Raw genomic sequence first — 18,686 nt, forward strand, 5'->3', positions numbered from 1 at the left:
GTTCGGGTTGCAGGAAGGCGGCAAGTTTGATAATCGCGATGAGTTTACATTAAGTAAGTGATTCGGGTTATTAAACGTAGACAACGCATCTGCGGCACGAAATATGACGGGGAATTAAGGATTTCCCAAAAAAGACTTTGCATATTGCGAAGTCTTTTACCATCATAAATTAAAACGCTGTTCTACTTTCTTCCACACTGGAACTCTCTTGCAAAACGTCATCGTCTCTTTGCGCAAAGCCATCGAGCGCACGCCCTGGTATCCGAAACGGCGTTCTTACCGTACTTTGTTCTGGCGCGAAATCACGCCCCTCGCTGTTCCTATCTTCTTCGAAAATGCCTGCGTCCTGCTGATGGGCGTACTGAGTACTTTTCTGGTCAGCTGGCTGGGCAAGGAAGCGATGGCGGGGGTTGGCCTCGCTGACAGCTTTAACATGGTGGTGATTTCATTCTTTGCGGCGGTCGATCTGGGGACGACGGTTGTTGTGGCCTTCAGCCTGGGTAAACTGGATCACGAACGCGCCCGAGCAGCCGCACGTCAGTCGCTGGCCATCATGACCGTTTTCGCCGTGCTGCTCGCCATACTTCTGCAATTTTCCGGGCATGTCATCATCGACATGATTGCCGGCAATGCGGAGCCGGAAGTCAAAGAACTGGCGCTCTCTTATCTGCAAATGAGCAGCTGGAGTTATCCGGCAGCGGCTATCGCGCTGATCGGCTCCGGTGCTTTGCGGGGTGCCGGTAACACCAAAATCCCGATGTTGCTGAACGGGGGGATGAACATTCTCAATCTGGTGATCAGCAGCGTGCTGATTTATGGCTGCTTCGGCTGGCACGGTTTGGGCTTTATCGGTGCCGGTCTCGGGCTGACTATCGCCCGTTACATCGGGGCGATTGCGGTCATTTTCGTGCTGATGGTTGGGTTTAATCCGTCGCTGAAAATCTCGCTGAAAAGTTATTTCCTGCCGCTTAACACCAATATTTTGCGTGAAGTGCTCGGCATCGGTATTCCTGCCAGTATCGAATCTGTGCTGTTTAACGGCGGTAAATTACTGACGCAGGTTTTTGTCGCGGGTATGGGCACCAATGTCATTGCCGGTAACTTTATTGCCTTCTCGATTGCCGCACTCATCAACCTGCCGGGGAATGCACTGGGTTCCGCATCTACCATCATTGTCGGCACGCGTCTGGGCAAGGGACAAATTGCACAATCCGAGCGACAACTGCGCCATATTTTCTGGTTATCCACTTTCGGGCTGTGCGTGCTGGCGTCCCTTTCTGTGCCGTTTGCCGGTTTGCTGGCACGTTTTTACACTAACGAACAAGATGTCATCGACGTCGTAAAAATTCTCGTCTGGCTTAACGCCGCCTTTATGCCGTTCTGGGCGGCTTCCTGGGTATTACCTGCCGGACTAAAAGGCGCCCGTGATGCGCGCTTCACTATGTACGTATCGATGCTCGGCATGTGGGGTTGCCGTATTGTGGTCGGCTATTTCCTCGGAATTGTTCTCGGCTTTGGCGTGGTTGGCATCTGGCTGGGGATGTTCCTGGACTGGATCGTACGCGGGATATTCTTTTACTGGCGCATGGCAAGTGGCCGCTGGCTATGGAAATACCCAAAAACGAAAAGAACCGAATAGTTTTTTGATTTAGCGAATGCCGGCGGGGACTTATAAACGGGGGGAGTTTGCCGCGCAGCGGGTGACAAACTCCTCCGGTTATTCATAGCACAGACGTGCTATCACGCTGCTTTATCACATTACACAACAATGCGGGTCTGGGTTTCCGGCGCAGGCTGCGACTTCTGACAACACAAATAAATCATTCCCAGCAACGGGATCCACCCCAGTACAATCCCGAGTACCACCGTCATCCAGGCAAACGTTTCCGGGGACGCGTATTGCACCAGGATCATATTCAGCGACCGCGACAGCACGCCTGCCAGATAAACTCCGCCAAACCACCAGCCTGAGCGGTTGATGTCATGCATACGCCGGATACCTACCGCCAGCAGCGGTAAAGCCAGCGCCAGTGCAAACAGGGTGTAGGCCATTCCTGCATATAAAACGCTGTATGGATTACCCATCAGCGTGTACACAAAGGCCACGCCTGCCGTCAGTACGACCATCAGCAGAATATTCACCAGCGAGAAAACCCAAAACTCCTTGCGGGTCGCCCGGCCACTGAATTTCACATACCCTTTCCAGCCCTGCGCATAACACTGCCATACCGTCATCGCTTCACTTCCTTTTGCTGTTCATTCGTTTGCTTAAAATCTTTTGGGGATTTAACCGGTTTATCACTGACCGCGCAACTGCCGGGCCAGAATATCGAGCTGATCGGCTATCTGATTAAGGTCTTTATCCTGCACTCCCGGCGCGCTGGTCGAGTTTCGAACCACCAGTCGGGCAGGCAACACTTTCGAAGGCATCTCTTCTTTCTCCTCAGCCAGCAAATGCTCAACCGCTTCTTTGCTTTGCAAATCGAGATCCAGAGAAACGGTGGTCAGTGCCGGATGGAAGAATGCGCTGTCGTAGGTGTCATCGTAGCCGATGATCGATACCTGCTGCGGGATAGCCACATTATGCTGATGCAGTGCACTGATCACGCCAAGCGCCATCTGGTCGTTCCCGACCAATATGGCAGTAAATTGCGGCGTTTCGCGCAACATCTGCAACGCGCTGTAGTAACCACTTTTCGCACTCCAGTCGCCGTGAACCACAGTCACCGGCGCAATGCCCTTCTCTGCCAGCGTTTCCTGCCAGCTTTGCAGCCGCAAACGTGAAGAAACCGAATCATCCGGCCCCGCCAGTAAAGCGAATTCTTTGTGTCCCAGCCCCAGCAGATATTCCACGCTGGCACGAGAACCGTCCGCCGGATTGAAGCACACGTTGAAAACCGGACTGGTGGGATCGACATCCAGAAACAGGCACAGAATGTCGCGGTTGTTTTCGAAGATGCGTTCAGCTTCGGCACTTTCCAGCGGAATATTGATAATCACCTTTTCGACGCGCTGAGATTTCAACTCATTGATGGAATCCTGAATGCTCTGATTCACGTCCTCATCAATCATGGAGATCAGCACCTGATAACCCGCCTGATGCGCGTATTTTTTGACTGACGCGGCAATCTGAGAAGGCGCGTGCAGCGCCAGAGACGTCGTCACCAGTCCGAGCGTAAAGCTTTGTTTTCCCACCAGTTGCTGCGCCAGCCGGTTCGGCACATACCGCAGGACTTCAATTGCCTGCTCGACTTTTTGCCGCGTGGCGTCTGATACGTTGGCCGACTTGTTTAACACCCGCGAAACCGTCTGATAAGAAACACCGGCATAGCGGGCAACATCTTCTAATGTCGAACTTTTTGATTTCATTCTTTCCCCAGCGTGCAACCCGTGATGTAGCCCAATCTCATGATAATCCAGCCAAAGTAAGGGATCCCATTTAAAAGTTCAATCTGGAGCAGCATGTAGCCCATAAGTTATACGTTAACATTGCGAGTATTCGTGATTTATATCACCAGACGTTGATTTTAAACACACAACTTGTGGATCTAAATCACAATTCAGGATGTGTAAAATTGATCATTATTGTTTCCGGGTATCTTATAGGCCCCGTTAATGTGAACGTCATACAATTATAAGGATAACAAATGAAACACGATTTACGCACTCTGGCTGTGGCGGTTTCCCTCGCCCTCACGGCAGCTCCTGCAGTGGCAAACGATATTGATTTTCACGGGTATCTCCGTTCCGGACTTGGCGTTTCCGGTGGCGGCAGTCTGGAGCAATTCCAGAAAAACAAAGTCGGTCGCCTGGGCAACGAAAACGACACTTACGGCGAAGTGGAACTGGGCAGCGAAGTCTACAAAAAAGACGACGTCAGTTTTTATGTCGATTCGATGGTCAGCATGGTTTCAGACGGTTCAAATGATGATGAAAGTACCGTCAATGACGACGCACAGTTCGGCCTGCGTCAGCTGAATCTGCAAATCAAAGGGCTGGTGCCGTGGGACAAAGATGCGGTGATCTGGGGTGGTAAACGTTATTACCAGCGCCACGATTTGCACATCATTGATACCAAATACTGGAACATTTCCGGTGCCGGTGCAGGTATTGAAAACCTGAAAATGGGCGAAGGCGCACTGTCTCTGGCTTGGATCCGTGGCGATGCTAATGACGTGGATTACCGCGTCGACGGCAACAACGACGTGAACATCAACTACATTGACGTGCGTTATGCCGGCATCAAACCCTGGAGCGGCGCATGGATGGAAATCGGTGCCGACTACGCCATGCCAAACCTGTCGCATGACCAGAAAGAGTACGGCGGCCTTTACGACGCGGATAACGGCGTGATGCTGACCGGCGAAATCAGTCAGGACATGTGGGGCGGTTACAACAAACTGGTGTTGCAGTACGCCAACAAAGGCCTGGCGCAGAACATGATTTCGCAGGGCGGGGGCTGGTACGATATGTGGAACTACACCAATGACGCCACCGGGTATCGCGGCATCATCACCGGCCTTATCCCGATCACCAGCAAGTTCAGCCTTAACCATGTGCTGACCTACGGCCATGCCGAAAACATCACCGATTACACTGACACCACTGAGCTGGTTTCTCTGGTGGGTCGTGCGCAATACCAGTGGACGGATTATGTACGCACCATCGGTGAAGTCGGTACGTTCTATCAGAAAGACGATTACAAAAACGGTTCGAACTACAAGCAAGGGGGTCAGAAATATACGCTGGCGATGGGGCTGGCAGCGGGTCCTGAGTTTATGTCACGTCCTGAACTGCGTGTGTTTGCGTCCTATCTGAATGATTCTGAGCATGGCAATACGTTCGACGATCATACTAAATCAGATACGTGGAACTTTGGGGTACAAGTCGAAGCCTGGTGGTAAATTTCCTTCATTCTTGTAGCTGTTGCTGCGTTGGCTACAACTCCAATAATTTTGGAAATGTGAAGTAATATTGTACAAAAAGAAATATCCTCATTGTTATAAAGCGACTGACAAAAACTTAATTTCTCTTGTAGGGGATCGTTACGTTTTTTCTCCGCACAGCAGCATCATTATTATCCGCAATAAAAAGAAGAAATAATAAAGGCAGCCTTGTGTCGGGCTGCCTTTATTTTTTGCGTGAATTAAATAAAAACCTTAATTGCCTTTTAAGCCAAATTTCTCAGTCATTAATTTCTTCAGGCTGTCGGATTGCTTACCGAATATCGCATGTACTTCCTGACCGATGATCACCACGCCAATCGCGCCAGTCTGCTGGATAGCACCGGAGTTCACCCGCTTCAGCGCCTTTACTGTTACACGCAAACGGGTAATGCAGGCATCGACGGTAACGATATTATCGCGTCCGCCAAGCGCCTCAATTAATAATGCCACGTCAGTCGATGGCGGTACTTCGTTTTCAGGAGCTTTATTCTTCGCAGAGAATACATGCATAAAGTCTTTAATATTTACCATGATGAACACTCTCTTACAGGAATGAAAAAAAACGTGCAACCGGAAATCCTGATTGCACGTCGGTATTAAAAATATGGAATTAAGAAGTAATAGATAAACGACGTGTCAGGATCTGATAACCAAATGCCGGAAGCGTCAGTTTGCGCGGTAATATTCCGCCATGCACCATGTCGCTGTAATCCGCCTTTAAGGTGAGGGTCTGGCTCTGCGACGCGTAGTTTTGCAGGAAGATAAATTCACTTTCACCGTCAGTACGCCGTGCCGCCGTCATGCCTTCCGGCAACGTCGCTTCCACTGCCCTTGGCAGCTTCATTTCCTGCGCCAGCGCGGTATAAAAATCGGTGTGGAATTTCAGATCATTTCGGGAAGCCAGGTAATACGCCTGCCCTTTACCAAACAGATTGATGGTCACGGCAGGCGTTCCTGCGTAAAAATCATCGCCGTACGTTGCCAGCGCAGCCGCGCCTTCCAGATGAATGACTTCGCACAACTCAGAGGCGCGGTACGGACCATTTAATCCGAGCGCATTGCCTTCCACGCCGCTGACGCTGTTGTGCTGATCGTCGGTCAGGCTGTCGATTTCTTCCGACCAGATACCGAGTACCGGACGCAACGGGCCGGGGAATCCGCTCAGGAAACATAAATCGCTTTCGTTCACGATGCCGCTCCAGTACGTCGCGACAAACCGGCCACCGGCCTGGACGAACGCGGTGATACGTTCGCCGACACCAGCGCGCACCATATACAACATCGGTGCAATCACCAGATCGTAACCGCTTAAATCACAGTCGGCATTGATCACGTCCACCGCAATGCCTTGCGCCCACAGTGCGCGGTAATGTCCGGCAACAGTATTTTCATATTCCAGCCCCTGATTGCGGGGGCCGAGGGAATCGTCCATCGCCCAGCGGCTTTCCCAGTCGAAGATAATCGCCACTCTGGCTTCCACTCGGCTGCCTGCCACCGGCGAAAGTGCGGATAAAATCCCGCCCAGTTCAGACACTTCACGCCCGACGCGGGTATTAATATGCCCGACGTGATCGACCACCGCGCCGTGGAATTTCTCGGAAGAACCGCGACTTTTACGCCACTGGAAATATTGCACCGAATCCGAGCCGTGCGCGACCGCCTGCAAAGAAGACAGAATGTGCATACCCGGCTTTTTCAGTTTGCTGACCGGTTGCCAGTTGGTGAAACTCGGCGTCGATTCCATCAGCACAAACGGCTGGCCCTGTTTCAGCGTGCGCATCAGGTCGTGATACATCGCGGTATACGCCGCCAGACCGATATCGTCTTTGCGCGTGTGCCACATCGGATAGCTGTCCCACGAGATGAAATCCAGCACGCTGGCGAGTTTCCAGTAATCGTAATCGTAAAAATATTCCATGAAATTGGTGGTCGCCGGCAACGCCGGATTCTCCGCTTTCAGCGGACGAATTTCTTCGCTGCAAAAACGCGTAACCTGATCCGTGTTAAAGCGACGCCAGTCAAGATTCAGGCCATGAACGCCGCTTTCACCCTGCGGCGACGGTGATTCAATTTGCGCCCAGTCGGTATACGTGTGACTCCAGAAAGTGCTCCACCAGGCTTTGTTCAGCGCATCGAGCGTGACATAACGGGCTTTCAGCCAGTCGCGGAAACGGATCTGACAGTAGTTACAGTGGCACTCGCCGCCGTATTCATTGGAAATATGCCAGCCGATCACCGCCGGATGATGGGCGTAACGCTTCGCCAGCGCGCTGTTCATCAGCTGCACTTTTTCGGCATACACCGGCGAACTCATGCAGTGATTGTGACGCCCGCCGTGCAGCGCTTTTACGCGGTCTCGTCCGACGCGCAGGACTTCCGGGTATTTTTGCGACATCCACGCAGGTCGCGCGCCGCTTGGCGTGGCGAGAAATACCGAGATACCATTTTCATGTAATCTGTCCAGCACCTGATCCATCCAGCCAAACGAAAAATGACCTTCTTCAGGTTCCAGCGCCGACCAGCTGAAAATTCCGACAGACATGACATTACAGCGTGCCTCTTTCATCATTTCGACATCGCGGATCAGAACATCAGGGCTTTCCAGCCACTGTTCCGGGTTGTAATCCGCGCCATGCAACAGCCCGGAAATCTTACTACTCAGAAGAGGAAACTTCGTCATGTTGGGTCCTTAGAAACTTTAAGAAATATAAACTCCCCGGCCAATGAAACCGGGGAAAAATGAACTAATTGAAGACCTTGATGGAAGGAAGAACCTGGCCGTCACAGCTGAACAACGCCTGATTTTCACGGGCATTGCCCTCTTTCCAGTGGTCGTTGATGTAGGTCATACCAGCAGGTGTCGCCCAGCCTGCGCCATCGACGGCAATCCAGGTCGGCTCCCAATAGAACAACCCTTTGCCGCGATGGTCGGGTACCGCGACCAGGCTTTTGATCATGTCGCTGAGGAAATCGGCCTGCCCCTGCACCGTGGCCGGATAGCCGCCGTCTTTGGCTTCTTTTTCCGTAAAACTGTTTTCAGCCGCGTCGCAGTTTTGGGTGGTATAGCCATACGCCACTTCGACGACAATCACGTCTTTGTTGTAGCGTTTACTGATGTCGTCCATATTGGCCTGTAAGGCAGAAATCGGGCCATTCCAGTAGGTATAAAACGACAGGCCGATGACGTCGTAAGGCACCTTGCGCTGATCGATTTCATCAAACCACCAGCGGAAGGTATCATTCTTGGTGCCTTCAGCCAGATGCAGCATGATTTTGATGTCAGACGGATTTTTTTCATCAGCACGCACACCGGCAATCGCGGCATTCAGCAGCCCGGCCAGACGGTCAAACTCACCGCCGCCCGCGCCCCAGCTTTTGCCTTCCGGCCATAAAATTCCGCCATTCATTTCGTTGCCGACCTGCACCATATCCGGCACAGTGCCCTGCTCGCGGAATTTAGCGATCACCTCACGGCTGTAATCATGAATGGTGGTTTTCAGCTGCGCGTAATCCATTTTCTCCCAGTCTTTCGGCTTGAACTGTTTGCCGGGATCGGTCCAGAAATCGCTGTAATGGAAATCGAGCAGGATTTTAAAACCCTGCGCTTTGGCGCGCTTTGCCAGTTCCAGCGTGGTAGCCAGGTCGTTATTGCCGCCGCCGTACGGATGCCCCTGCGCGTCTTTCGGATCGACCCACAAGCGCAGGCGCACGTAGTTGAAACCGTTCTGTTTGAGGACAACCATCGCATCGGTCTGTTTGTGGTTCTCATCAAAAAATTTACCGCCATGCTTTTCCACATCAAGCAGCGTGGAAATATCGGCACCTTTGATGAAACCCGCCGGGACGTTGGTGACTTTTTTAATCACCACATCCTGCGCCACAACTGAAAATGACATCGCCAGCAACACGCAGGCCATTGCGCTTTTATTGAAAATCTTCCCAGAAAAGAAAGTCATCGGATTATCCTTTTGTACTGCCAGCCGTCAGGCCGGAAACGAAGTATTTTTGTAAGGCGAGATAGAAAATGGCGACCGGCACGGCAATCAGCACCGCGCCCGCGGCGTACAGGGTGTAATTGGCACCCATCTTCTGTGCGACCAGGTTGTAAAGGCCAATCGGCAGGGTGTATTTATCCGGCGTACGCAAAATGGTGCTGGAAAGAATGAAATCACCCAGCGGCCCGGTGAAGGAAAACAGCGCAATGACCGCCAGGATGGGTTTCGATAACGGCATGATAATCTCGATGAAAATGCGGAAATTCCCCGCACCGTCCATGCGCGCCGATTCATCCAGATCTTTCGGGATCGCGTCGAGATAACCTTTCATCAGATAGGTATTCATCGGGATCATGCCGCCGACGTAAATCAGCACCAGCGCCAGATGGCTGTTAATCAGGCCGAGTAACTGCGCCAGCACAAAGATGGCGATCAGCGCCGAAAACTGCGGGATCATCTGCAATAACAAAAACAGCATCAGCCCGTCTTTACGGCCTTTAAAACGAAAACGCGAGAAGGAATAGGCGGTGAAACTGACGCAAATCAGGGTCAGGATCATGGTCAGGAAACTGATTTTCATCGAGTTCCAGTACCAGCCAACGTAATTCACTTCGCCGTTAAACAGGTCTTTGTAATGCTGGAATGAAACGTTCTCCGGAATAATCGACGTACTGAGCAGGCTGTTACCGGCATTCAGCGACGCACCGACGGTCCAGATCAGCGGATAAATAATAATGACCGCCACAATCAGCAACAGGAAATAACTCAGTCCCAGGCGGATAAACCGGTTTCTTTTAATACTGCTGTTCTTACTCATTACCCTTCTCCCGGTTACGCCATATCATCTTGTTTAAATGAATTGGTTGAACGGAATTGCCACAGCGCAATACCGACCACAAATATCGACAGCAAAATCGTAATGGTTGCGGCAATGGCGTATTGTGAAGATGACATGGTGAGCTTATATATCCACGACACCAGAATATCCGTTCCGCCCGCATTCGAACCCGCCACTGCCGGGCCACCGTTATTAAACAGATAGATAATATTGAAGTTATTAAAGTTGAAGGTGTATTGCGTGATAATAATCGGCGCAATGGAATATAAGACCAGCGGCAGCGTAATGGTTTTCAGCTTCTTCCAGGTGCTCGCCCCGTCCATTGTCGCCGCTTCGTATAAATCGTTTGGAATAGCCTGCAATACGCCGGTGGTCATCGCAAACACAAACGGGAAGCCCAGCCAGGTCTGCATCATGATAAGCGCAGTTTTGGTCCAGAACGGATCGGTCAGCCAGGCTTTTGGCTCAATGCCCAAAGCGGCCAGAATACCGTTATTGATCACGCCAAATGAGTCATTGAACATGCCTGCGAAGACCAGAATGGTGACAAAACCCGGCACTGCCCACGGCAGAATCAGCACGGTGCGGATCAGCGCCTTGAAGCGCAAATCTTTCTGATTCACCAGGATCGCCAGCATCACGCCAACGGTACATTGCAGCGTGGTCGCCAGCACCGTCCAGACTACCGTCCATTGCAAGACGTCCAGCAAGGTCGAACGCCAGATATTAAGGGTGAAAATATTAATAAAGTTTTTGAACCCTACCCAGTCGACTAACTTAGCCGGCGGCGTGTGATACAAATTATAATTAGTAAATGCGATAGCGAAGCCGAATATAATTGGGAAGACCACTACAAACACCAGTAATATAAAGCCCGGCGTAATCATCAAATAAGGAAATCCTTCGCGCAGCAGCAAATGATATTGCTTACGCACGCTGGGTAATTCCATGCCTTTATCACGGCGTTTACCATTTGCCCACGCATCACGCAGACTCCAGTAATAAAATCCCACGCCAAACGCCCCGATTAATACGCTGATAATGCCTTTGGCTAACAGGAATATCGAGTTATCACGCGGCACTTCTTCGCCCAGCGTATATAACCCCCATAATCCCTGACGCAGGAAATCATAGAACACACCGGCGAAACAAATAAGAATGATAAAAAACAGTATTCCCTTGGCCCATTGCCGGTTATAGAACTGCCCAAAACCGGGGATCAGCGCCAGTCCCAGCGCCACCGGTGCATGGTGGCTGACGGAGAGTGACGCCTGGTTTTCCTCATGAAGACGCATAGACACAAAGATGTTCCTTTCACTGGTGAGGGCGTGAATTCACGCCCTCCTGTCAGACATACAAATTATTTAACAGGGTCAATCGTGTTTAACCGGATTACTCATTGCTGGCTTTCGCCGCCTCGATTTGCATCTGGATATTCTTCACCGCATCGTTGAGCGCGGCATCCACCGGTTGTTTGCCGGTCACACCCAGCTGGATACCGTTATTGGCCGGGCCCCAGACTTCCTGCATTTCCGGCACACCCGGCATCGCCGTTGCGCGGGTAGACTGTTCGGCCACCGCGTTGGCTTTCTCATCGTTTTTAATCATCGGATCGTTCACCAGTGCCGTCAGTGCCGGAATTTCTTTGGTCACTTCATAGCGCACCTTGGCGTATTTCGGCTGGTTGATGAAGGTGATGAATTTTTCAGCCAGAGGCTTTTGTTTGCTGTACGTCGAAACGGCATACCCTTTCACGCCAAGGAATGAGCTCATCGGTTTGCCGTTTGGCAGCAACGGCAGCGCTTTCACGCCGTAGTTAATGCCTGCCGCTTCATACGGCTGAAAAGCCCACGGGCCGGTGATGACCGCTGCGGCTTTCTTCTCGGTGAACAGCGAGTCGATGGCGTTCAGGCCGTTATCGCCGACAATCCCTGCCGGGAATAATCCGTCGGCATAGAATTTTTTCAGGTAAGTGATGGCTTCGACGCTGCCCGGTTTGTTCAGGCCGATATCTTCAACGTTGATTTCGCCTTTTGCGTCTTTCCCGAATATGTAACCTCCCATTGAAGCCATCGCGCCGTAGGCGTAATACACTTCGTCAAACTTGGCCAGCAGGCCATATTTGCCTTTCGCCCTTTCCGCTTTCGAGAAGGTGTAATACTCATCGAGCGTCGCCGGAGCCTCAGGCAGTAAGTCTTTGTTATAAATCAGCACCAGCGTTTCGACGGCTTTCGGCACGCCATAAGTCTGGCCTTTCAGCTGAAATGCATTGATAGCCGATGGCGTAAAGCTGTCGGTAAACGCTTTATCGAGCGTGAGCGGCGCCAGTAAACCCTGTACCACCGCCGTCCCTAGCTGATCATTGGGAATGACGACCACGTCCGGACCGATTCCCGCCGGACCATCCAGTCGTAGTTTCTCCGTTTGCTGTGCATAAGGCGTTTCCTGCACAACGACTTTGACGTTGTTCTCTTTCTCAAAATCTTTCACCGCGTCGGAAATACCGGAAGATTTCTTAATATCTTCCCAGATGAGTAACTGCCCCTCTGCTGCCCGAACGGCCTGGCTGCTAAGGCTTAAAGACATCATTACCAGGGCAGTAAGGTGTGTAATTTTCATTGTTGCTCCTGAATGTGAAGGTATAACATTTTTTGTAGAGTACTTAACGACAACCATCCTACCAATTACTGACAAACCCTTTAAATACTGAAGTAGTGATGATTAATGCCATAGCTAAAACTATGTTATACGTTAAACTTGCGAGTCATAAATCACTACAAAAAGATGCGCGTTGTGTGATCTTCTCTCCAAAATTAGAACCCGCCCGTGCAAACGCTTACACAAGGTGGTTATAGTCCGAAACATCAGCGGTATGAATTCTTTATGAGGTCAAACATGTCCAGCATCAGACTTAAAAATGTGGTCAAACGTTTCGATAAAACCGTGACGTTGCATGGCATCAATATTGATATTGAAGACGGTGAATTCACCGTTTTCGTCGGGCCATCGGGGTGCGGTAAATCCACCCTGCTGCGCATGATTGCCGGGCTGGAAGATATTACGGAAGGAGACGTTTACATTGGCGAGCAGCGGGTGAATGATGTCGACCCTTCCCGGCGCGGCGTGGCGATGGTGTTTCAGTCTTACGCGCTGTATCCGCACATGACCATTGCGGAAAACATGGGTTACGGGCTGAAAGTGAACGGCGTACCGAAAGACGAAATTCGCCATCAGGTCGAGATGGTCGCCAAAACGTTGCAGCTTTCTCATCTTCTGGACAGAAAACCAAAACAGCTTTCCGGCGGTCAGCGCCAGCGTACGGCTATCGGCCGCGCGATCGTGCGAAATCCGCAGGTATTTATGTTCGATGAGCCCCTGTCTAACCTCGATGCCGAACTGCGTGTGGATATGCGTTTACACATTTCCAAGCTGCATCAGGAACTGAAAACCACCATGGTGTACGTGACGCACGATCAGACCGAAGCCATGACGCTGGCCGATAAAATCGTGGTGATGAATTACGGCAAAATCGAGCAGATAGGTGCGCCAATGGACCTTTACTACAATCCGGTGAATCAGTTTGTTGCCGGTTTTATCGGTTCGCCGAAGATGAATTTCCTGCCTGCCGAAGTCATGAGCTGGCAACCGGACCGGCTCGAAGTGCGCCTGACGCCGGAGAAAACGCTAACGTTAGCGCTGAGCACCCGCGAGCTGGCGACAGGCGATAAAGTGACACTCGGCATCCGCCCTGAACATCTGCTGTCGCAGGAAACCGAAAACGTGCTGGAATTTAACTGCGAAGTGGTCGAGCGGCTGGGCAACAGCACGTATCTGTTCGGCCAGTGTTATGGTACCGACGGTTTCAAAATGCTGCTGCCGGGCGATATGGCGTTCAATCCTTATCAGAGCCTGACCACCTGGTTCGATGCCAAGCGCTGCATGGTATTTTGCGAAAACGGCCTGCGTATCAGCGCCCCAAGCCTTTCACATCTGCATTAATCCTCTTTATTAAAACAGGACCGCCCTTTCAGGGCGGTTTCCTTCCGCTTTTCATTCATACGCCGGATGTGAAATGTAAACAGCATTGATAATCGTTATCATTTCTTTTATTGTTTCCACCTCTTCAGGGATACGAAAAGGAATCGGAAGAAGATGAATTATCAGCAGAAAGTAGTGAGAACGCTTTGCGGCAAACGCATAGCTGCCGGATTCGCAGGATTAACCCTCGGTGTGTTGAGCTTCACCGCGCAGGCTGTCACGGTGACAGATGTTGCCGGGCGCACGGTCACCGTGCCGGATGATGTTCAGCGCATCGTGCTCGGAGAAGGCCGGTTGTTCTTCGCCCTTTCCCTGCTCGAAGGTCCGAAGCCTTTCGACCGCATTGTCGGCTGGCAGGGTGATTTCCGTAAGCTTGACCCGCAGACCTACGCCACCTATCAGGCAAAATTCCCGCAAATCGACAAAATCCCGCTGATTGGCAACACCAGCGCCGACAGTATCAGCCCGGAAAAAGTGCTGACGCTGAACCCGCAGCTGGCGATTTTTGGTTTATCTGGCCACGGGCCGGGCAAAGAAAGCGAGCTGGTGAAGCAACTCCAGAAAGCCGGTGTGCCGGTGGTGTTTGTCGATTTCCGAACTTCACCGCTGAAAAACACGCTGCCAAGTATGGAACTGCTGGGCAAAGTGCTGAACCGCGAAAAGCAGGCGCAGGATTATATCCGCTTCTATCAGGATAATATCCGACGCGTCACTGACGTCACCAAAGACATTCCCGAGCAGGATAAACCGAAAGTCTTTATCGAACTGCGCGCCTCGACGGCGGACGAATGCTGCCGCTCTGCCGGAAACGGCAACATGGGTGATTTTATCGATCAGGCGGGCGGCGTGAATATCGCCAAACCACTGCTGCCGGGCCCTCTCGGTCAGGTGAATCTGGAAAAAGTCATCGCCTCTCAGCCTGATGTGTATCTGGTCAGCGGTGGCGCCAAACCGCCGAAAGCCGGTGAGCCGCTGCCTGCCGGTTTAGTGCTTGGCGCGCAGACCACGCCGGAACAGGCGAGCGCCAGTCTGAAACCACTGCTGGCGCGCAAAGGTATCAGCACGCTGAAAGCTGTCGAAGATGGCCGCAGTTTTGGCATCTGGCACAACTATTACAATTCCCCGTATAACGTGCTGGCCGTACAGGTCTTCGCCAAAGCATTTTATCCGCAAAAGTTTGCCGATCTCGACCCGCAGCAAACACAAAAACAACTTTATAAACAGTTCCTCGCCGTCGAACCGACCGGCACTTACTGGACAGAGTAAAAGGGACATAGCCCCGCGCTGCCGGGGCTTTTTATCTCACGGAGAGAAGAAATGGCTAAGGTTAAATTTACACCGGCGGTCAAGGCCGGGCTGCTTGCACAACTTATTGCTGCCGCGATGCCGGTGATGGCAGAAGACGCCAGCGAAGTGAAAGAAAAAGAAGAACAGATGGTGGTGACCGCCTCCTCCATCGAGCAAAATCTTAAAGATGCCCCTGCCAGTATCAGCGTCATCACCCGCGAAGATCTGCAAAAGAAACCGGTACAAAACCTCAAAGACGTTCTGAAAGACGTCCCCGGCGTGCAGATCACCAATGAAAGCGACAACCGTCAGGGCGTCAGTATCCGCGGACTGGGCAGCGGCTACACGCTGATTTTAGTCGACGGCAAACGCGTGAATTCGCGCAACGCCGTGTTCCGCCATAACGATTTCGATTTAAGCTGGATACCCGCTGAATCTATCGAACGCATCGAAGTGGTGCGCGGGCCGATGTCATCGTTATACGGTTCCGACGCGCTGGGCGGCGTGGTCAATATCATCACCCGTAAAGTCGGCACTAACTGGCACGGCACGCTGAGCGCCGATACCACGGTTCAGGAACACCGTGATCGCGGTGACACCGGCAACGGCAACTTCTTTGCCAGCGGCCCGCTGGTTGACGATTTACTCGGCGTGAAAGTTTATGGTGCGCTCGGTAAACGCCAGAAAGATCAGGCCAGTTCCGCCAGCGGCAGCACTGGTCAGCCACGTATCGAAGGCTATACTTCACGCAACGCCAACGTCGAATTTTCACTGACTCCGACAGAAGATCAGGACATCACTTTCGGTTACGGCGCAGACCGTCAGGATCGCGATTCCGATACGCTGGATAAAAACCGCATCGAACGCGAAAACTACTCGGTCGGCCATAATGGGCGCTGGGGACTGGCGAACACTGAATTGCGTTTCTACGGTGAGAACATCGAAAACAAAAATGCCGAAACCATCACCTCGAAAAACAATTCTCTCGACGGCAAAGTTGTGGTTCCGCTGGGTGATTACAACCAGTTCCTGACGTTCGGCGGCGAATACCGCAACGACAAACTGGAAGACGGCGTGAACATGAAAAACGGCGGCAGCACGCAGGCCAATCAGTACGCGCTGTTTCTGGAAGATGAATGGCGGATCCTCGAAAGTCTTGCGCTGACTGGCGGCGTGCGTATGGATGACCACGAAAACTACGGCGTCAACTGGAGCCCGCGAGCCTATCTGGTCTACAACGCTACCGACACCGTCACGATGAAAGGCGGCTGGGCATCAGCCTTCAAAGCGCCGTCGCTTTTACAGCTCAGCCCGGACTGGCAAAGCGCCTCCTGCCGCGGCAGCTGTAACGTGGTGGGAAGTCAGGATCTGAAAGCCGAAACCAGCGAAAGCGTGGAATTTGGCCTGTATTACGCCGGGCAGGAAGGGTTGCTGGAAGACGTGACCGCCAGCGCGACGGTGTTTCAGAACGATATCGACGATATGATCACGGTTATCCGCACCGCTAACCGCAGTCTGGCACCGACGTATCAGAATTTTGTCGGTTTCGACGCCAGCGGCAATCCGATCTTTCAGTATTACAACGTCAACAAAGCGCGCATCCGCGGGCTGGAAACTGAACTTGGTTTACCGCTTTCTGACCAGCTGAATCTCAAGCTGAATTACACTTACAACGACGCGCGCGATCTGAGTAATGGCGGCAACAAACCATTATCTGAGCTGCCATTCCACACCAGTAACGCGACGCTTGACTGGAAACCGCTGGATGCCTGGAGCTTCTACCTTTCCGCTAACTACAAAGGCAAAAGCCGCACCGTCACTGACGGCAACACCACGCCGGGCGGATACACCATCTGGAACACCGGCGGTTCGTATGCGGTCAATAAAGCAGTGAAAATTCGCGCAGGGGTACTTAACCTGATGGATAAAGATCTCAACCGCGACGATTACAGCTATAACGAAGATGGCCGCAGATATTTCGCTGCCGTGGATTACAGTTTCTGACAATAACCTCCCGCCGGGACACTTCACGTTCCGGCAGTTTCAGTGCTATATCTCTTTATCATTATTTTCAGATAAGGGATTTCCATGCCACTGCAATGCCTCATTCTTGATGATTACCAGAATGTTTCCCTTTCGCTGGCTGACTGGCACTCACTGGCGCCGCAGGTGGAATGCCGCGTACTCACAGAACATATTGATGACGAAAACGTGCTGGCCGAAACCCTGAAAGACGCGACAATCCTGGTGATCATGCGTGAGCGCACGCCGTTCACCGCTGCGCTGTTTGCCCGTCTGCCAAAGTTAAAACTGCTGATCACTTCCGGTATGCGCAATGCTTCAATAGATCTCGCGGCAGCTAAAAAGCACGGTGTGACCGTTTGCGGCACCGGCAGCGGACAGGCCGCACCGGTGGAACTGACCTGGGCGCTGATCCTCGGACTGGCACGCCATCTGGTCACCGAAAATAATGCGTTACGCCATAACGGCCCGTGGCAAAGCACGCTCGGCGTTGGGCTGAACGGCAAACGTCTCGGGCTGCTGGGGCTGGGGAAAATCGGCCAGAAAGTGGCACAAATTGCGCAGGCATTTGGTATGAACGTTTGCGCCTGGAGCCAGAATCTGACAGCAGAACGCGCTGCTGAGCACGGCGTGACACTTTGCACATCGAAAGAAGAATTGCTGCAAACCAGCGACCTGATATCCATTCATCTGGTGCTCGGTGAACGCACGCGCGGCTTACTGGGTGCACAGGAGCTGGCACAGATGAAGCCTTCGGCTCTGCTGATTAATACCTCGCGCGCGGCGATAGTCGATCAGTCCGCCCTGCTCGATGCGTTGCAAAACGGTGTGATTGCCGGTGCCGGGCTGGATGTCTTTGACATCGAACCCTTGCCTGCTGACCACCCTTTCAGAACGCAACCCAACGTGCTGGCGACGCCGCATCTGGGCTACGTTTCCGACGGCAACTATCGGGTGTATTTCACTGAAGCCGTGGAAGATATTCAGGCTTATCTCGCAGATAATCCGCTGCGTGTTTTGCAATAGCCTGAATTACAGGCATAAAAAAACCGGGCATAAACCCGGTTTTTGCTTTGAGCGGCGACGAAATTACTTCGCTTCGTTGGCTTTGATTTCGCCCATCGCTTTTAGCTTTTTGGACATTTCACGACGTTCTTTCGACAGGTCTGCATTGCGGATGATGTAATCATCAACACGATCTTCATAGTCGCCGCGCATGCTGGCAATGATCGCCTGAATTTCGTCGATGCTCATACCCTGCTTGATGTAATCACTCAGGTTGTCGAGCAGCAGAACACGTTTCTGGTTGTCACGGATTTTCTTTTCGTTGTCAGCAATTTCACGTTGTAATTTGTTTTTACGACGGAAAATGCGCACAAACTCCAGAACGTCCTGGAAACTCGGCTTATTGATATTGTCCATTTAAACACCTTCGATTAAGTTACACAGATTCAGTGACTGACTTGTCGCGACCCGTTTTGCCAGCAGAAATAGTAGCGTAGCAAAGAATGGTCAGCGCGCTCAGATAATCGTCCAATGGCTCCATCTTACCCGTTTTAG

15 protein-coding genes are annotated in these 18,686 nt (G+C 51.9%); 6 read left to right on the forward strand and 9 right to left on the reverse strand.

Annotation, left to right across the window (positions count from 1 at the left end; translation table 11 throughout):
* The first annotated feature begins 208 nt into the window (after positions 1 to 208).
* Entirely contained in the window at positions 209 to 1,639 is a 1,431-nt protein-coding gene (locus D5398_RS06390; RefSeq protein ID WP_120130895.1) for an EmmdR/YeeO family multidrug/toxin efflux MATE transporter, read from the forward strand.
* A 119-nt stretch (positions 1,640 to 1,758) separates the two neighbouring features.
* Here D5398_RS06390 and D5398_RS06395 read toward each other — a convergent pair whose 3' ends face one another.
* A complete protein-coding gene (locus tag D5398_RS06395) occupies positions 1,759 to 2,235 on the reverse strand; it encodes a DUF805 domain-containing protein (protein ID WP_120506855.1) in 477 nt (158 codons plus the stop codon).
* A 63-nt stretch (positions 2,236 to 2,298) separates the two neighbouring features.
* The gene (locus D5398_RS06400) at positions 2,299 to 3,369 is read right to left on the reverse strand and encodes a LacI family DNA-binding transcriptional regulator (RefSeq protein ID WP_120506856.1); all 1,071 of its coding nucleotides are present in this window, start codon (positions 3,367 to 3,369) and stop codon (positions 2,299 to 2,301) included.
* A gap of 278 nt (positions 3,370 to 3,647) precedes the next feature.
* Between D5398_RS06400 and D5398_RS06405 the strand changes: the two genes are divergently transcribed.
* Positions 3,648 to 4,904 carry a maltoporin gene (locus D5398_RS06405; RefSeq protein WP_120506857.1) on the forward strand — a complete coding sequence of 419 codons (1,257 nt, stop codon included), beginning with the start codon at positions 3,648 to 3,650 and terminating at the stop codon, positions 4,902 to 4,904.
* A gap of 255 nt (positions 4,905 to 5,159) precedes the next feature.
* Here D5398_RS06405 and D5398_RS06410 read toward each other — a convergent pair whose 3' ends face one another.
* From D5398_RS06410 to D5398_RS06435, 6 genes are all read right to left on the reverse strand, one after another.
* Positions 5,160 to 5,477 (reverse strand): PTS sugar transporter subunit IIB, encoded by a 318-nt coding sequence (locus tag D5398_RS06410; protein ID WP_120506858.1) that lies wholly within the window; start codon positions 5,475 to 5,477, stop codon positions 5,160 to 5,162.
* Between the two features lie 79 nt (positions 5,478 to 5,556).
* The gene (locus tag D5398_RS06415) at positions 5,557 to 7,626 is read right to left on the reverse strand and encodes a beta-galactosidase (protein WP_120506859.1); all 2,070 of its coding nucleotides are present in this window, start codon (positions 7,624 to 7,626) and stop codon (positions 5,557 to 5,559) included.
* Positions 7,627 to 7,690: 64 nt separating this feature from the next.
* Positions 7,691 to 8,902 (reverse strand): glycoside hydrolase family 53 protein, encoded by a 1,212-nt coding sequence (locus D5398_RS06420; protein WP_120506860.1) that lies wholly within the window; start codon positions 8,900 to 8,902, stop codon positions 7,691 to 7,693.
* Positions 8,903 to 8,906: 4 nt separating this feature from the next.
* Positions 8,907 to 9,758, reverse strand: coding sequence for a sugar ABC transporter permease (locus D5398_RS06425; RefSeq protein WP_120506861.1), 852 nt, complete (start codon positions 9,756 to 9,758; stop codon positions 8,907 to 8,909).
* Between the two features lie 14 nt (positions 9,759 to 9,772).
* Positions 9,773 to 11,074, reverse strand: a complete 1,302-nt coding sequence (locus D5398_RS06430) for a carbohydrate ABC transporter permease (protein WP_162940732.1) — start codon at positions 11,072 to 11,074, stop codon at positions 9,773 to 9,775.
* 97 nt (positions 11,075 to 11,171) lie between these two features.
* Positions 11,172 to 12,398, reverse strand: coding sequence for an extracellular solute-binding protein (locus D5398_RS06435; protein ID WP_120506863.1), 1,227 nt, complete (start codon positions 12,396 to 12,398; stop codon positions 11,172 to 11,174).
* 276 nt (positions 12,399 to 12,674) lie between these two features.
* Between D5398_RS06435 and D5398_RS06440 the strand changes: the two genes are divergently transcribed.
* The 4 genes from D5398_RS06440 to D5398_RS06455 all read left to right on the forward strand — a co-directional run bounded on the left by D5398_RS06440 (position 12,675) and on the right by D5398_RS06455 (position 18,152).
* Positions 12,675 to 13,778: an ABC transporter ATP-binding protein gene (locus D5398_RS06440; protein ID WP_120506864.1), complete on the forward strand. Its 1,104-nt coding sequence runs from the start codon at positions 12,675 to 12,677 to the stop codon at positions 13,776 to 13,778.
* A 153-nt stretch (positions 13,779 to 13,931) separates the two neighbouring features.
* Complete coding sequence (locus tag D5398_RS06445) at positions 13,932 to 15,083, forward strand: ABC transporter substrate-binding protein (protein ID WP_120506865.1); 1,152 nt, start codon at positions 13,932 to 13,934, stop codon at positions 15,081 to 15,083.
* A 51-nt stretch (positions 15,084 to 15,134) separates the two neighbouring features.
* Entirely contained in the window at positions 15,135 to 17,108 is a 1,974-nt protein-coding gene (gene cirA, locus D5398_RS06450; protein WP_120506866.1) for a catecholate siderophore receptor CirA, read from the forward strand.
* Between the two features lie 84 nt (positions 17,109 to 17,192).
* On the forward strand, positions 17,193 to 18,152 hold the full coding sequence (locus D5398_RS06455; RefSeq protein WP_120506867.1) for a D-2-hydroxyacid dehydrogenase family protein: 960 nt from the start codon (positions 17,193 to 17,195) through the stop codon (positions 18,150 to 18,152).
* 63 nt (positions 18,153 to 18,215) lie between these two features.
* On the opposite strand, the gene tmaR is transcribed toward D5398_RS06455, so the two are convergent.
* On the reverse strand, positions 18,216 to 18,548 hold the full coding sequence (gene tmaR / locus D5398_RS06460; RefSeq protein WP_120506868.1) for a PTS system regulator TmaR: 333 nt from the start codon (positions 18,546 to 18,548) through the stop codon (positions 18,216 to 18,218).
* Between the last annotated feature and the right edge of the window lie 138 nt (positions 18,549 to 18,686).

Source organism: Rahnella bruchi (assembly GCF_003614975.1).
Taxonomy (GTDB): Bacteria; Pseudomonadota; Gammaproteobacteria; order Enterobacterales; family Enterobacteriaceae; genus Rahnella; species Rahnella bruchi.

What these genes read in the sequence shown, in the direction of transcription:
- D5398_RS06395 (WP_120506855.1), bottom strand. Translation starts at nt 2,235, where the DNA reads ATGACGGTATGGCAGTGTTATGCGCAGGGCTGGAAAGGGTATGTGAAA.
- D5398_RS06400 (WP_120506856.1), bottom strand. Translation starts at nt 3,369, where the DNA reads ATGAAATCAAAAAGTTCGACATTAGAAGATGTTGCCCGCTATGCCGGT.
- D5398_RS06405 (WP_120506857.1), top strand. Translation starts at nt 3,648, where the DNA reads ATGAAACACGATTTACGCACTCTGGCTGTGGCGGTTTCCCTCGCCCTC.
- D5398_RS06410 (WP_120506858.1), bottom strand. Translation starts at nt 5,477, where the DNA reads ATGGTAAATATTAAAGACTTTATGCATGTATTCTCTGCGAAGAATAAA.
- D5398_RS06415 (WP_120506859.1), bottom strand. Translation starts at nt 7,626, where the DNA reads ATGACGAAGTTTCCTCTTCTGAGTAGTAAGATTTCCGGGCTGTTGCAT.
- D5398_RS06420 (WP_120506860.1), bottom strand. Translation starts at nt 8,902, where the DNA reads ATGACTTTCTTTTCTGGGAAGATTTTCAATAAAAGCGCAATGGCCTGC.
- D5398_RS06425 (WP_120506861.1), bottom strand. Translation starts at nt 9,758, where the DNA reads ATGAGTAAGAACAGCAGTATTAAAAGAAACCGGTTTATCCGCCTGGGA.
- D5398_RS06430 (WP_162940732.1), bottom strand. Translation starts at nt 11,074, where the DNA reads ATGCGTCTTCATGAGGAAAACCAGGCGTCACTCTCCGTCAGCCACCAT.
- D5398_RS06435 (WP_120506863.1), bottom strand. Translation starts at nt 12,398, where the DNA reads ATGAAAATTACACACCTTACTGCCCTGGTAATGATGTCTTTAAGCCTT.
- D5398_RS06440 (WP_120506864.1), top strand. Translation starts at nt 12,675, where the DNA reads ATGTCCAGCATCAGACTTAAAAATGTGGTCAAACGTTTCGATAAAACC.
- D5398_RS06445 (WP_120506865.1), top strand. Translation starts at nt 13,932, where the DNA reads ATGAATTATCAGCAGAAAGTAGTGAGAACGCTTTGCGGCAAACGCATA.
- cirA (WP_120506866.1), top strand. Translation starts at nt 15,135, where the DNA reads ATGGCTAAGGTTAAATTTACACCGGCGGTCAAGGCCGGGCTGCTTGCA.
- D5398_RS06455 (WP_120506867.1), top strand. Translation starts at nt 17,193, where the DNA reads ATGCCACTGCAATGCCTCATTCTTGATGATTACCAGAATGTTTCCCTT.
- tmaR (WP_120506868.1), bottom strand. Translation starts at nt 18,548, where the DNA reads ATGGACAATATCAATAAGCCGAGTTTCCAGGACGTTCTGGAGTTTGTG.